The 14736-nt window shown below is 60.5% G+C and carries 11 protein-coding genes and 1 pseudogene; 4 read left to right on the forward strand and 8 right to left on the reverse strand.

The window, feature by feature from the left end; translation table 11 throughout:
- Window positions 1-48: 48 nt before the first annotated feature.
- A pseudogene (locus tag VAR608DRAFT_RS13285) lies at window positions 49-1053 on the forward strand (IS1634 family transposase); the annotation flags it as partial.
- A 260-nt stretch (window positions 1054-1313) separates the two neighbouring features.
- On the opposite strand, the gene VAR608DRAFT_RS13290 reads toward VAR608DRAFT_RS13285, so the two are convergent.
- The 8 genes from VAR608DRAFT_RS13290 to rfbB all read right to left on the reverse strand — a co-directional run bounded on the left by VAR608DRAFT_RS13290 (window position 1314) and on the right by rfbB (window position 12450).
- Complete coding sequence (locus VAR608DRAFT_RS13290; RefSeq protein ID WP_088954489.1) at window positions 1314-3185, reverse strand: hypothetical protein; 1872 nt, start codon at window positions 3183-3185, stop codon at window positions 1314-1316.
- A 368-nt stretch (window positions 3186-3553) separates the two neighbouring features.
- A complete protein-coding gene (locus VAR608DRAFT_RS13295; RefSeq protein ID WP_088954490.1) occupies window positions 3554-4798 on the reverse strand; it encodes a class I SAM-dependent methyltransferase in 1245 nt (414 codons plus the stop codon).
- 16 nt (window positions 4799-4814) lie between these two features.
- A complete protein-coding gene (locus VAR608DRAFT_RS13300; protein WP_088954491.1) occupies window positions 4815-7343 on the reverse strand; it encodes a glycosyltransferase family 4 protein in 2529 nt (842 codons plus the stop codon).
- 3 nt (window positions 7344-7346) lie between these two features.
- A complete protein-coding gene (locus tag VAR608DRAFT_RS13305; protein WP_088958767.1) occupies window positions 7347-8738 on the reverse strand; it encodes a class I SAM-dependent methyltransferase in 1392 nt (463 codons plus the stop codon).
- A gap of 291 nt (window positions 8739-9029) precedes the next feature.
- Entirely contained in the window at window positions 9030-9578 is a 549-nt protein-coding gene (gene rfbC / locus VAR608DRAFT_RS13310; protein WP_088954492.1) for a dTDP-4-dehydrorhamnose 3,5-epimerase, read from the reverse strand.
- Window positions 9575-10462, reverse strand: coding sequence for a glucose-1-phosphate thymidylyltransferase RfbA (gene rfbA, locus VAR608DRAFT_RS13315; RefSeq protein WP_088954493.1), 888 nt, complete (start codon window positions 10460-10462; stop codon window positions 9575-9577). The genes rfbC and rfbA overlap by 4 nt, the downstream gene beginning before the upstream one ends.
- A gap of 21 nt (window positions 10463-10483) precedes the next feature.
- The gene (gene rfbD / locus VAR608DRAFT_RS13320; protein WP_088954494.1) at window positions 10484-11374 is read right to left on the reverse strand and encodes a dTDP-4-dehydrorhamnose reductase; all 891 of its coding nucleotides are present in this window, start codon (window positions 11372-11374) and stop codon (window positions 10484-10486) included.
- Complete coding sequence (gene rfbB / locus VAR608DRAFT_RS13325; RefSeq protein WP_088954495.1) at window positions 11371-12450, reverse strand: dTDP-glucose 4,6-dehydratase; 1080 nt, start codon at window positions 12448-12450, stop codon at window positions 11371-11373. The genes rfbD and rfbB overlap by 4 nt, the downstream gene beginning before the upstream one ends.
- A 289-nt stretch (window positions 12451-12739) precedes the next feature.
- On the opposite strand from rfbB, the gene VAR608DRAFT_RS13330 reads away from it, so the two are divergent.
- From VAR608DRAFT_RS13330 to VAR608DRAFT_RS13340, 3 genes are read left to right on the forward strand one after another with little or no spacing between them, the layout of a single operon-like run.
- Window positions 12740-13729, forward strand: a complete 990-nt coding sequence (locus VAR608DRAFT_RS13330) for a glycosyltransferase (RefSeq protein ID WP_197700520.1) — start codon at window positions 12740-12742, stop codon at window positions 13727-13729.
- Entirely contained in the window at window positions 13726-14136 is a 411-nt protein-coding gene (locus tag VAR608DRAFT_RS13335; RefSeq protein WP_088954496.1) for a GtrA family protein, read from the forward strand. The genes VAR608DRAFT_RS13330 and VAR608DRAFT_RS13335 overlap by 4 nt, the downstream gene beginning before the upstream one ends.
- Entirely contained in the window at window positions 14133-14729 is a 597-nt protein-coding gene (locus VAR608DRAFT_RS13340) for a hypothetical protein (RefSeq protein WP_088954497.1), read from the forward strand. The genes VAR608DRAFT_RS13335 and VAR608DRAFT_RS13340 overlap by 4 nt, the downstream gene beginning before the upstream one ends.
- The last annotated feature ends 7 nt before the right edge of the window (window positions 14730-14736 follow it).

The raw sequence follows: 14736 nt of genomic DNA on the forward strand, positions 1-14736 counted from the left end.
CGCGGTCACGATGCCGAAATCGGCGGTCACGATGAACCGAAATACGCAGGCATCCAGCGCCTGGCCTGGGTGGGCGATCGCGGCATGCTCACCAGCGCACGCATCGAGCAGGTGCTCAAGCCCCAGGACATGGACTGGGTCAGCAGCCTGCGCGCGCCGCAGATCGCGCTGCTGGCCGCCGAGCAGGGCCCCTTCCAGCCATCCCTGTTCGACCAGCGCAACCTCATCGAGCTCACGAGCGAGCACTTCCCCGGCGAGCGGCTGATCGTGTGTCGCAACCCCGCACTGGCCGAGGAGCGTGCGCGCAAGCGCGGCGAGTTGCTTGCCGCCACCGAGGCCGATCTCGGCAAGATTGCCGCGGCCACGCAACGGGCGCGCAACCCGTTGCGCGGCGAACAGGCCATCGCCCTGCGCGTGGGGCGCGTCATCGAGCGCTTCCACATGGCCAAGCACTTGGAGCTGACCATCACCGACACCGCGCTGAGGTGGACGCGCAAGACCGACGCCATTGCCGCCGAGGCCGCGCTGGACGGCCTGTACGTGATCCGCACGAGCTTGGCCGCCACACAACTCGATGGCCCCGCCGCAGTCGCCGCCTACAAGAGCCTGGCCCATGTCGAGCGGGCCTTCCGCTGCATGAAGACCATCGACCTGCATGTGCGCCCGGTCTTTCACTACAACACCGAGCGCGTGCGCGCCCACGTCTTGCTATGCATGCTGGCCTACTACGTGGAGTGGCACATGCGCGAGTGCCTCAAGCCCATGCTATTCGATGACGAGTTCATCGAGCAGGCCCAGGCCGCTCGCGCCTCACCCGTGAACAAGGCGCTGCGCAGCGAACACGCCAAGGCCAAGGACGCCACCAAGCGAGGCGACGACGGCTCGCCCCTGCACAGCTTTCGAACGCTGCTGCAGGACCTGGCCACCGTGGCCTACAACATCACCTCCACCAGCCTCAACCCCAACGCCAAGATCGTCATCACCACGCGCCCCACGCCAGTCCAGGCCAAGGCCTTCAAGCTGCTCGGCGTGAACCCCGTCTGTTCCCAGTAGCACACCCACACATTTCAAGAATGTCTCGATGAATCATGGACTTGCGTGCGGCTGTCTTCAAAGCTCGGACTAGGCGACCGTTTCTCTTTCACTCCGCCGTGTGAAGACGAAACTTGGAACCCGACCTCCGCCGATCACAAGTCCGAACGGCGGGTGCTCCAAAGTGGCAACCCGCTGCTGCCCCGGAAAAAAGGGCCTGATCACGAGGTTGCGGTCTAGGCTGGCCGGTTTCAGTCGATTGGATCGCTTCGATCAGGAATCTATTCGCCCTCGGCCCTCACCGAGAATGACTTTACGCCCATCCCGAGGACTCGCGCATCGGGAGCAATGCCGAGTTGCAGCGGCGACACGGCACCCGGTGCCCTTAGCACGATCCTCAATCGTCCGCCACGGACGAGATCCGGTGGAATATGGGCGGTGCGCGTTCCTTGCGACGACTCCTGGCTAAATTTCCATTGCGCCACTTCTCGCCCGTTGATTTCGATGGCTATTGCTTGCGTCGGATGCTCAGGCGGCAGCCACGCCATCCCTTCAACGTCCACCCGCAAACCCGATGGGAGAGCCCGCTCGGACAACTCAAGTTCGAGCACCGCGCCGACGTCCCCAAAAGTCCATGCCCCCCACGGTTCCGCAGCACCCCAGCCGCTCGATACGTAGTCCCATCCGTTCCCGCCTTCTGCGAACCGGAGTACGTCTCCGAGACGGTAGGAGTGCAGGCACGCGGGATCCACCACGACGTAGGAGGCGCTCTCGGCGCTTCGCATCGGACACTTTCGAACGACATTGGGTGACCGTCTGATCATGGCAAGTTCGGCACCGCTCCGGATATTCGCGCCTTGCTGCCAGGAGATGACCGTGGCATCGAATCGGTGCTGAAATGCAGTGACCGAAACAAGCACGTTGCCAAGCGTAGGCAAGCCGGCGACATCCGCTACGGTATTGCCAGGCCGAAAGCCCGGCAACGCATAGTCAGCGGCGTGATTGGCATAAGCCAGCGCTCGCACAATCGGGACAACAGGCGTATTGAATCCGGCCAACGGCGACATTGACATGAATCCCGCAGTCAGCGGGGCGAGCCAGCCCACCCATTGGAGGTCGGCGCGCTTGAATTGAATCGGCGAGGTGAGTACCCGCGCGGCGTTGATGACTGTCAGAGTGACGACGAGAAACATGTGCTTCTTGACCGCATATAGCGAACCGTCGCCGTGGATGAATAACAGCGCAAATTGCAGCAGACAGAGGCCAGCCGCTCCGACCAACGCGCTTGAGAGCACAACGTCTGTCCGGGTTCCCCGCCCGCGCCAACACCTCCAGAGACAAAACGCGCCAATCGCACCACACGCTACCGCGAGGCGAAGCACGTGTGTGTAGCCGAATTCGAGATACCCGTTGTTGGAGGAAATCTCTCGCATAGTCTTGAAGGCAGGATGCAGTACGACGATGGCGATGGAGGCCGCCAGGATGACTAACCAAAGCCCACAGGCCCGGCGCCAATCCCGCCCCAGGGGGGACCTCAGTACCTGCAAAGTCTCGAAAGAGACCAGCACGCATCCGACCGCCAATAGATGAATCGCAACCAGCGGTTGAATCGACATGGCAACCGCGCCAACCAACAGAACTCCGAAAATCTGGATGATCGTCGACCGTTGGGTAGTCAACCAGATAAGCGCACCAAAATAGACTGCATCAGCGACGATCTGCGGAAAGAAGAAGTTTGCTACGACCTCCCATCCGACGAACGAGCGCGTGCCCTCTAGAAGAATAAATGCCGCGAGGACTACGACCAAGGAAGCCAGCGAGCCATCGCCAGCAAGCCGACAAATCGACCAGTAACTGAAGAATACGCCCGAGATCGCGACGAGAGTGATTCCGACCAGACCACTTCCCCCAATCCAACCGATCAAGGTCGCCAACCAGTGCGCTATCGGCGGATAGATCGCCATCGCTCCAATGCGCTCAAAGGCATCGGGTCGCACCGCACCGTTCCGGCTCAATTCATCAACGAGCAGGTAGTGCTGGACGAGGTCGTAACTGAACGCCTGAAGATAGCCACCAAAGCGGAGAAGGAGCAAGCCCAGAACGCACGTCGCAAGCACCGCTGGTCCCGCCCGCCGGATGTATTCTTCTTTCATGTTTCGAGGTTCAATCATCTCCCGGGAAGTCTAGCGGGTTCCGGAAGAGTTACCGCTTCATCGCTGCCCTTCGATGTGCTTTAGATCATCGAGCTTAGGCGCCCAATATGCGATATGAGTTCAGCGACTGCGGCGCAGGCTTCGACCCAGCAAGCGGAGAGGCGCCGTTATCTTCCAAGATCGAGAACTGAGAATCTCTCGCGAACACCGACGTTCAGTTTCGATTTCGCGTCGGAGTTGCTCGATTTGATCTGCACCTGCCGCAGATGCAAGTGCTTGGCATCTGGCCTCAAGATCTTGGCAACGTTTGCAGAGATGCTCGTACGATTCGAGGAGGTGCTCATAAGGCGTTTGTGCAATCACCGCGACTAACTCCTCAGGCCCGATGCGGCGCGCAACTCGAAGTGCTTGAGGCGGAATGAAACGCCTTCAATGCATAGGAAGCGCATCTGCAGTTGTGTCACTGCCTCGTCGAGTTCGAACGCGAGTTCGATCGACGAAACACCCATGTGCGCGAAGTCAATCTCCATCGCTGCAACGCGTTTCACATCCGCTCCGTGGCAAACGTCGACCATGCCACGCCCTACGGGGCGGTATTCGGAATCGAACGTCGCCGTCGCCACCCATTGACCAGCCGGCACTCGAACGTAGGGCCCGTAAAACGCCCACCCGTCAGAGGCAGTTTCCACCGTAATTCCCCGGGCGTCTTGAACGCCCACGATCGTTAGCATGCGTGTGTCGGCAGGAATCGACACAGAGAATCGATTGACCCGTTTCGCCTCCCAAACGTTGGCACCAAAATGATCGCCAGACGCATGCTTGATCGCGTCCCAGCCCAATGATCTGAGCGCCCGGGAGAAGTAGTCGTCACGGAAGCCAAGTTCGAGCCAACCGTTCTTACGAATCGCCCACAACGACTCGCCATCCATGCGCAATCCCCAAGGCATTGGAAAACTCGTGTCGATCGGCTCGCCAGCAAAATAGATCGCACCCTCTGGCTTCACTGCGCTCCCTAGAGCCCTCAGCAGTCGCATGTGATCGGCGCAATGGTGGAAGCACTCGAAGAAGACCGCAGCATCATAGGGCTCCTCTACAGATTCGGCCCACATGAAGTCTCCGTGCACGACTTCGATAGACACCGAATGTTGCTCGGCCCGGCGTTGGATCAGTTCACAGAAGTTTTTCTCGATATCGACAGCAGTGACGCTAAAGCCGCACATGGCCATTGCCAGTGTTGTGTTGCCCCATCCGGGCCCAAATTCCAGAATCCTTCCTCCGACGGGCACGTCCAGCCGGCGCAAGAGGCTGCCGATGGCGAGCAATTGGTTGCCCGTCACTTCCGCGTTCTGCGTGATGAAGGGAAACGGCCTGCGCACAGCCGCCTCCACGTCGAAAGTCGAAACTTCGTTCAAAAATGAATAGTCTTTGCCAGCGATACGCTTGTAGAGCTTCATCTGCTCGGCAAGGTATGCGTCACAGAAAGGATCAAGGTCGCTGGGTTCCGGCTCCATGCGGAATGTAGAGAATATCCGCCGCAACTCGGCATCGGAGGCAGCCGCGTCACAGGCCGCGAGTCGCTCGTCTAATTGGTCCAGGCTTTGAATGATGTCCATTTCGCGCCGTCTAAGTTCAGTCGTCTTCTGATATCGCGGCGAGGAGTTGGTCTGCACTTTGGCGCCAAGTCAGCCATTGCATGCCGATCGAGCGAGGCTCTAGGCCCTTTTCGTGCAAGACCATCCAGTCCCGGATGCAATCAGCCAGGTCGGCCGCTGCAAGGCCCTTGAAGTAGTGCGCATGCGTCCCTGCAATCTCGCGGAAGACCGGAATGTCGCGCGCGACGATCGGCTTACCCTTGATGGCCGCCTCGATGAGCGGCAGGCCGAACCCTTCGCCCTCGCTTGGCATCAGCAGGCAGGAACACGCTGCATAGATCTTATCGAGGTACTCATCGCTGGCGCCTCCGAGGACGAAGAGTCTCCGCCCTTGCTCAGGATGGTTCAGAAGGCGTTCATAGAATTCATCGACGAGCCAGCCCTTCTTGCCGACAACGACAAGGGTAACATTCATGGATTGCTGCCACAGCAACTCAAACGCCGCCAGTGCTTGCGCGTGCCCTTTGCGGGGTTCGACGGTGCCGACCATCAAGAAGCTGGTGCTGGCTGCAATCCAGTCCAATACTTGGCCCGCATCATCCGGCATGCCAAAGCTCGGGTGACTGCTCTCGAGGTCGGCGCCGAGGTGAAAACTTCGAATCGCTGGCGGCAGACTGCGATCCGGCGGATTCTCTAATAGCCAGGCGCCTAGTTCCCGCGCTACGGTCGCCGAAATGCAGATCAGCCCGGTTGCAATCTGGACCACGCTCCGAAGCCAGCCCCGAAATGAGGCTGCCACCTGCTCGGCCCACCAATCGGGACGTCTCATGATCAGGATGTCATAGATGATGAAGTACATCTCTACGCCCATCCGCTGCAAACCAAGAAGCAACTCGTGTGTCGACCCCGCGAGATGCGCATTCAAGTCAAGCGAGAGGTACTTGTCTCCCTGATTGAACTGCACGACCTGCCGGGTGCGAAGATATCGCGAATCCGCTGCGTCGTCATCGGTCAGCACATTCACCGCTCTGTACTGTCCGTCTTCGAAGTAGATCGGCACGACGTTTTGCCCTTCCTTTGAGGCGTTCAGCAATTCGTGCAATAGACTGCGCACAACACGCTGGACGCCAGACTTGGCGTCGCCATGAACAATGGTCGAAATGTCAAGAAACAGCGTTGGTCGTTCTGCTCGGATATTGAACGCTAAGGCCTCGGCGGTTCGTAGGAGGTCTGCTTCGTCGAATTCGGATTCGGTGATTCGCGCGATCTCGGCGATCAGGAGCGATGTACGCTGGCGAGGTGGCAGTTCTTCATTAGATGGCGCCACCGCGCTCGTATTCGCCGACTTCACAAGCCTCTCAAGCGCATCGATCGCAAGGATCGCGGACGCATCCCAAGAAAATCTCGCAGCCTGATTGAGGCCGTGCAAGGCCAGTTCGCGGCGAAAACTCTTGTCGGAAAGAACCTGCGCCATCTTGCGCGTGATCGATAGCGGACGGTAAGGGTCAAAGAGCGCGTCCGAGCAGTTGATCACTTCCGGAACGCTCGACGTGTTCGACCCGATGACGGGCGCACCGCACAACATGGCTTCGAGTGCAGGCAATCCGAAGCCTTCATGAAGCGACGGCAAGACGAACAGCGAGCATAAGTTGTACAGAGCAACAAGATCATCATCGCTGATACGACCGGTGAAAATGACCTCGCTTTCCGTCAACCCGAGCGTACGGGCGTGTGCTGCGAATCGATCACGATGTGCCGACGGCATGCCGCCGACGATTAACAGTGGGAAGGACGCGCGAAGATCGGCGTCTAGCAGCGAGAAAGCCTCGATGAGCCGCAGATGGTTTTTCCGTTCGTCGGTAGCGCCGGAATACATGACGAATCCGTCCTTGAAGCCAAATCGACGGCCCAGCGACTCCTTTTCGTGTGGCTCGACTTCGACAACCTTGAAGATCGGTTCAGCCGCGGCACCGATATTCACAACTTGATCGCGCGGCATTCCAAGATAGCGCACCGCCTCATCGCGCGCTGATTCGGATATCGCCAGCAGCAGATCAGCACGTCGAAGATGGCCTAGCTTTTCGAAGTAGGCAACGGCGAACGCAGGATTCGGATCCAAGTATTTCGCCTTATGCACCAAGGGAATGGCGTCATAGAAGGTCGCGCAAGTCAGGAGATGGGACTCACCCCGTTCGCTGATGCTGTGGACGGCATCGTCGCTGAAACCCTCGAGAAAGCTGGAGACATGCACGACGTCCGGACGCAGCGAGGCCAGAAAGTTTTCGCGCATGACCTCGGTCGCGTGACGTCGCCAGTCGTTTTTCGGGTCGTTGGCCGCAACGGGGGGAACACCAGCCCATATCCGTATATTGCGCTGAGGCAACAAATCCTTGAACGCAGCACGAATGGGGTCGATTGTTTCGGGAAACAGGCCACTCAAAGCGATGAGAACCTCATGATCGCGCCGGTTGCGGATCATGGCGCTAGCCAGCGAGATGCTATAGCGTCCAATCCCCCGGAGTCGACTCTCGGTCTGGGCGCCTTGAAGATCAATGACGATGCGCATCGTCTAGTGGCTCCGAACGTTTAAGGCCAAATGAAGCTCCCGGTAGATCGACTGTGCATGGGGTGACAGGGCGGAGTGGAGCCCAATGGTCTCGATTGGCTCCAACTTCGCTTCGGAAATGTCGGCTGCGGAGGCCGGCGTGCCCATCGCGCTCGCCGGGGGCGCCAACACAACGCTGAGGCGCTTTCGGAAGGAAGGCGCTAGGTTGAGGCAATCGACCACGCCGCTCTTGAGGCGTGGATATCGCACGATTGCGCGCGCCGTCGTTGCCAGCATTCGTCTTGTTTCCCGCTTGATGCCGCGGACCATTGATACCCGCACCTTTCGAATTGATGCAGCGATCGAACGCAACGGATTCGCGTTGAGCTCCCGTTCGACAAGCACGGCGACTTGGGCGACACGGGCATCGACGTCGTTCGCATGGGCTATTGCATGCGTCGCCATATGCTCGACGCGCTTGGCGCGCTCCTCGGCGCGATTGGCACGCGCCTCCGCTAGAAGCGCGCGGGCCTCGGCCTGCCGAGCCGCCTCGACGACCGACCCGACGAACTCCAGCGTCTCCCTTACATGATCGACAGCTTCACGCATCTGTTGGAGATCGACATTGGCGCTTTGCAGGCGTTCTTCGTGCCTCACTCCTCGCTCCCGAAGCTGGCTTTCGTAGGCTTGCGCCACCGCATCCAGCGACACCCCGAACTCCGGTGCAAATACACTTTCAAACAACACCAACACATCGCCGGGGCCAGGTTTCTGTGCCACCACGCCGTAGTCCGGGCTAGCCCCGCCGATCACGTCAGAAAGGCTGAGCGCCCGCGCGAGCAAGCCAGCTTCTTCCTGAAGTCGCAACACCTTATTTCTAAGGAAGCCTGCTTGCTCAGTGGCGAAGCTCAACAGAAGCGGCGGTATCGGACGCTCGTGTGTGGGGTCGAGATAGAAATTCGACGTGCCCACCACCAGATTCTCCGGATTCGGGGTCTCCAGAATCAGAAGGCCGCCGGGTATCAACACCCTAAAGGCTTCTCCAAGTACTTGCCGCACAGTCTCGAAGGGCAGGTGCTCCACTACGTGAAATGCACTCACGACTGAGAGACTGGCATCTGCTGCCTGGCGGAGCGCCTCGAGCACATCCTCCTGCCCGGCATCCAGCCCCAATTCCGAGCAGCTTGCAAGCATTCCGTCGTCAAGGTCGATTCCTCTTGCCGCAAAACCGCGCTCCCTCATGAGTTCGAGCCACTCGCCGCGCCCGCAACCCAAATCCAGAACGTGGACCTCCGCTTGCAGCCTACGCAAGGGTTCCAGAAACGGTACGTACACCTCCAACCGCTGCTTAATCATCGAACGGGAGCCTCGATAGCGGTCCTCGAACGCCCGATAGAACAGTTTTTCGTCAGTCATGTCAGCTGCACCCCCCACCGTCAACTTCCCCAAAATAGCAGTCCACTCCTCGGTCGATTCTGCCCTACGGCGAGACGATTCCTCCAGGCGCCTTTGTCGGACAACTGCTTCATCGCCGTCGAAGGGAACGAATCTACGGTCTTCCGAGAGGAGGCAAGAAGCCATTTGGCGAAGGACACAGCCTGTCCGCTCGTCACTACCGCCGTCGAGAACACGATGCGCGGACGGCGTGCAAGGCCGGAGGAATCCAAGATTGCTTCCGCTCGAGTGAGTCCCGCCGGGCGACGCTGTTCAGTCGAAAAGGCTTGCTCGCGAAAATGTCGCGCCATCGCGGTCCTTGACAGACAACTGAGGCGGCAAACCGATATCGGGCCAAGTGATGCCGATCGACGGGTCGTTCCACACGATGCATCGCTCGTGCGCCGGTGCGTAGTAGTCGGTGGTCTTGTAGAGAAAATCGGCGGATTCACTCAGGACTAGGAAGCCATGCGCGAATCCCACTGGCACCCATAGCTGCTTGTGATTGTCTTCCGTCAGTTCGACACCGACCCATTGACCGAAGGTTGGCGACGACTTGCGTATGTCGACGGCAACATCGAAGGCTGCGCCGCGCACCACCCGCACCAACTTCCCCTGCGGCTGCTGAATCTGGTAGTGCAAACCTCGCAGCACCCCTCTCACCGACCTCGAATGGTTGTCCTGCACGAACTCGACGTGCCTGCCAATCGCCTCGTCAAATGTCCTCTGATTGAAGCTCTCGAAGAAGAACCCGCGCGCGTCCCCAAACACCTTCGGCTCGATGATGAGCACTTCGGGGATCGATGTCGGCGTGACCTTCACGAGCGCACCTCGTCGGAAAGCAAGTGGATCAGGTACCTGCCGTATCCGCTCTTTTCCAGCGGCTTGGCAAGCGCCTCCAATTGTTCGGTCGTGATGAAGCGGTTGCGCCAAGCCACCTCTTCGGGACACGCGATCTTCAGGCCCTGCCGATGCTCGAGCGTCGCAATGAACTGGCCGGCCTCCATGAGGCTGTCGTGGGTTCCCGTGTCAAGCCAGGCATAGCCGCGCTGCATGATCTGCACATTCAGCGAGCCGCGCTCCAGGTAGGCCTGGTTCACCGCTGTGATTTCCAGTTCGCCCCGTGCACTCGGCTTCACCGCCTTGGCAATGTCGACCACCTCGTTGTCGTAGAAATAGAGCCCGGTCACCGCATAGCTGCTTTTCGGATGGGCCGGCTTTTCCTCGATGCTGCTGGCCTTTCCGTTGGCATCGAAGGCGACTACGCCGTAGCGCTCGGGGTCTTGCACGTGATATGCGAACACGGTTGCGCCAGTCTGCTTGGCGTCGGCATCCGAAAGAAGATGCACGAAGTCGTGACCGTAGAAGATGTTGTCGCCAAGAACGAGCGCGCTGGGCGAATTGCCCACGAACTTGTCGCCGATGATGAAAGCCTGCGCCAGGCCGTCCGGACTCGGCTGCACCGCATACTGCAGGTTGATGCCCCACTGGCTCCCATCGCCCAGCAGCTGCTGGAAGCGCGGCGTGTCCTGCGGCGTGCTGATGATGAGGATGTCTCGCATGCCGCCGAGCATCAACGTGCTCAGCGGGTAGTAGATCATCGGCTTGTCGTATACCGGCAGCAGTTGCTTGCTGATCGCCAGCGTGGCCGGATGCAGCCGGGTGCCCGAACCGCCGGCCAGGATGATGCCTTTGCGTTGCGTCATGTGTTCTTCTCTGTTCGAGGGTCAGAGCGTTTCGCGCAACATGCGCGCAACGCCGGCCTGCCAGGGCGGCAGCGTGAGACCGAAGGTCGCCTGAAGCTTGCGGGTATCCAGCCTTGAATTGTGCGGACGCGTGGCCGGTGTCGGAAATGCACTGGTCGGCACCGGATCGATGGCATTCGGCGAGGCCTTGAGTTCGACACCCGCCGCTTGCGCCTGTTCGAGCACGAATCGCGCATAGCCGTACCAGGTCGCCTCGCCGCCGGCCACGAGATGGTAGAGCCCCGCCTTGCCGGGATCACGCAAGGTATCGCGAATCGCGTGTGCCGTGATGTCGGCCAACAATTCGGCACCGGTCGGCGCGCCGAACTGATCGTCGATCACGGTCAGCCGGTCGCGCTCCTTGGCCAGACGCAGCATGGTCTTGGCAAAATTGCCGCCGCGCGCCGCATAGACCCAGCTCGTACGGAAGATCAGGTGGCGCGCACAATTCGCCGCCACCAACTGCTCTCCCTCGAGCTTGGTGCGGCCATACACACTGAGCGGCGCCGTTGCGTCGTCTTCCTTCCACGGCGTGCTTCCGCTGCCGTCGAAGACGTAGTCGGTGGAGTAGTGGACCATCAGCGCACCGACCTGCCGTGCCGCCTCGGCGACGACGCCGGGCGAGGTCGCGTTGAGCTTGCGTGCAAATTCGACTTCGCCTTCGGCCTTGTCGACGGCGGTATGCGCAGCCGCATTGATGATGACGTCCGGACGCACCTTGAGCACGGTGTCGGCGAGCTCCTCGGGCCGGCTGAAATCGGCGCGCAGCTCGGTGCTGTCGAAGTCGAGCGCCACCAGTTCACCGAGGGGCGCGAGACTGCGTTGCAGTTCCCACCCGACCTGCCCGCCCTTGCCGAGCAACAGCAGCTTCATGCCGATGCCTTCGCGGATGGGCCGGCGTAGTGCTTCTGCACCCACTCGCGGTATGCACCGCTTTGCACGTTGCGGACCCATTCACCATGGGCCAGATACCACTCGACGGTCTTGCGGATGCCGCTGTCGAAGGTTTCGGCAGGTTTCCAGCCCAGCTCGCGCTCGAGCTTGCGCGCATCGATGGCATAGCGGCGGTCGTGACCCGGGCGATCGGTCACATAGGTGATCTGCTCGCGGTAATGCTTGCCGTCTGCCCGCGGACGCAGTTCGTCGAGCAACGCACAAACGGTATTGACGATCTCGATGTTGGGTTTCTCGTTCCATCCACCGACGTTGTACGTTTCACCGAGCCGGCCTGCCTCGAGGACGCGACGGATGGCGCTGCAATGGTCCTTGACGTAGAGCCAGTCGCGCACCTGCATGCCGTCGCCGTACACCGGCAGCGATTTGCCGGCGAGCGCGTTCACGATCATCAGCGGGATGAGCTTTTCGGGGAAATGGAAAGGCCCGTAGTTGTTCGAGCAGTTGGTCGTCAGCACCGGCAATCCATAGGTGTGGTGCCATGCACGCACGAGGTGATCGCTCGCGGCCTTGCTCGCGGAATAGGGGCTGTTGGGCTCGTACTTGTTCTCCTCGGTGAAGGCTGGGTCGCTCGCCGAAAGCGAGCCGTAGACTTCATCGGTGGAAACGTGCAGGAACCGAAACGCCGCCTTCTCGCTGGCCGGCAGCGCATTCCAATAGCCCCGAACCGATTCGAGCAGCCGAAAGGTGCCGAGCACGTTGGTCTGAACGAAGTCTTCGGGACCGTGGATCGAGCGATCCACGTGCGACTCGGCCGCGAAATTGATCACCGCGCGCGGCTTGTGCTCCGCAAGCAGCCGGTCGACCAGCGCGGCGTCGCCGATGTCGCCCTGGACGAAGACATGATTCGGATTGTCTTTCAGCGATGCCAGCGTCTCCAGGTTGCCGGCATAGGTGAGCTTGTCGAGGTTGACCAGCGCTTCGTCGCTCTGGGCGAGCCAATCGAGCACGAAATTGGCGCCGATGAAACCGGCGCCACCGGTAACCAGGATCATGGGGTCCCCCGTTGATGACTAACTTGAAAAAAAGGCCGCAGTTGGCCGGCAAGGAGGGATTATCCCATTGCGAATCGGTGACCGCCGCAGCGTCAGGTCCGGCAAACGAGGGACGCTGCCCCTTGCGGCAGAATGTCGGCCATCATTCCGCGTCGACGATGGCTGACCTCAATGCCGGCCGCGGGACATTCCGGGAAGGAACAGGCAGGGGCTCCACCAACCACGCTGGCGGTGGACCGGCAACTTTCCCGGGGCATCGCCTGTGCTTCCGGCTCCTGGAACACGGCCCATGGTTCCGATTGATGCCTCTCAACTTCTCAACACGATGAGCGCCAATTCTTCCGCATTCGTAGTGGTCACCCCGGTCTTCGAGGACGCCGAGGCCTCCTCGCGTCTGTTCCAGGAACTGGCGACCATCTTCGGCAGCAAGGTGCATGTCGTGGCTGTGGATGACGGATCGGTGCGCCAACCCGTCGACATCGGCCGGCTGAACGCAGCCGGCCTGGGGGGGACGGTCATTCGCCTGCGCCGCAACGTCGGCCACCAGCGCGCCATCGCGGTCGGGCTGAGCTACGTGGCGGACCACATGGCAACCATGCCTGTCGTCGTGATGGATTCGGACGGCGAAGATGTCCCCGCCTCCATCTCCGAATTGCTTCGAGGCCTCGACTCATCCGAGGTGGACCTCGTGGTTGCACAGCGCAAGACGCGCGTCGAGAGCCTGCGCTTCAAGGCCTTCTATGCGGTCTACAAGAGACTGTTCAAGTTGTTGACGGGGCGCCAGATCAGTTTCGGCAACTTCATGGCGCTCAAGCCGAGCGCCGTCAAGCGACTCGCCGCGATGCAGGAACTCTGGACGCACGTGGCGAGTTGCGTCCTGAATTCGCGCCTTCGAGTCGTGACTTGCGCACTGGACCGCGGCCCCCGCTACGCGGGCAAGAGCAAGATGAATTTCGTCGGACTCGCATTGCACGGCTTTCGAGGCGTCATGGTGTTCGCTGAGGACGTGCTCGTCCGCGTCGGCATTGCTTCCACGCTGATGGGCGCGCTCGCCATCGTCGCCGGGCTGGCTTCCGTCGTCCTGAAGCTGTCGGGGTTTGCCACGCCGGGCTGGTTTTCGGTCGCTCTCGGCATCCTGCTCTTGGTGTTCTTGCAGACCGGGTCTCTCGCGCTGATGAGCCTCATGCTCACGGGTGTCAGCAAGTCGGGCGCACCGGCGCAAGCCGCGTACGAACTGTTCGTCGAATCGGTCGAGCGCACCGACTGCGTGCCGGCATGACCCTCAGGCGCAAGCCCATCGCTCCCCACGTCGCGGAGCTCGGGCGCTTCGTCGTCAACGGTGTGGCGGCCACGGCCATCCACTACGGCGTGCTGAGCTTCAACCTCAAGGTGCTCGGGATTCCGTCGGCAGGCGTGGCGAACTTCATCGCAGCATGGTTTGGCATCACCGCCTCTTTCATCGGAAGCCGATTCTTTGTCTTCCGTCGCAAGGAAGCCCCGTTGCTGCGCCAGGCGGCGAGATTTCTGGCGCTCTACGCCTCCATTGCATGCCTCCACGGTCTGATGCTCTTCGTCTGGACCGACACGTTCCACCTGAACTACACCGTGGGCTTCGCGATTGCGACGGTTCTTCAGACCGCATTGAGCTATCTGGGCAACAAGTTACTGGTCTTTTCCGCGTCATGAAAGCAGTCAAATTCCTCGCCGCCTCGACGTTCTTCGTCGTGCTTGCCTGCCTGATCTACTGGGGGCACATCGCGTTCTTTCGAGTCAACGTGGTCTTCTACAGCGCCATCGTGGACGGCGTTCTGGCGGCCATCATCACCGCTGCCCTTGTGTGGCGCGTCGAGTCCTTCGCGATCTTCAATTCGTTCGAGAAGTGCCAGATGCTGATCATCTGGGTCCTCACGGCCTATTCGCTCGCCATCTCGGTGCCAGCGGTGCTGGATCGATCGCTTTCCTTCTACATTCTGGAAAAGCTTCAGCAGCGCGGCGGCGGCATCCAGCAAGCCCGATTCGCCGAGGTCTTCACGCAGGAATATGTCAAGGAGCATCGGCTTGTCGACGTGCGCCTGACCGAGCAGATGGAGTCGGGGACCATCGAGATAGACAACGGGTGCGTTCGCCTCACGGCCAAGGGAGATCGGCTGGCGACCTTCAGCCGGTTCTTTCGGACGCACCTGCTGCCCAAGCGGCGGCTCTTGATGGGCCAATACAGCGATGACTTGACGGACCCGTTCCGCCATAGCACCGCTCAGGTGGACTACCTCTGCAAATGATCCGTTC

It is taken from the genome of Variovorax sp. HW608, assembly GCF_900090195.1.
Classification (GTDB): domain Bacteria; phylum Pseudomonadota; class Gammaproteobacteria; order Burkholderiales; family Burkholderiaceae_C; genus Variovorax.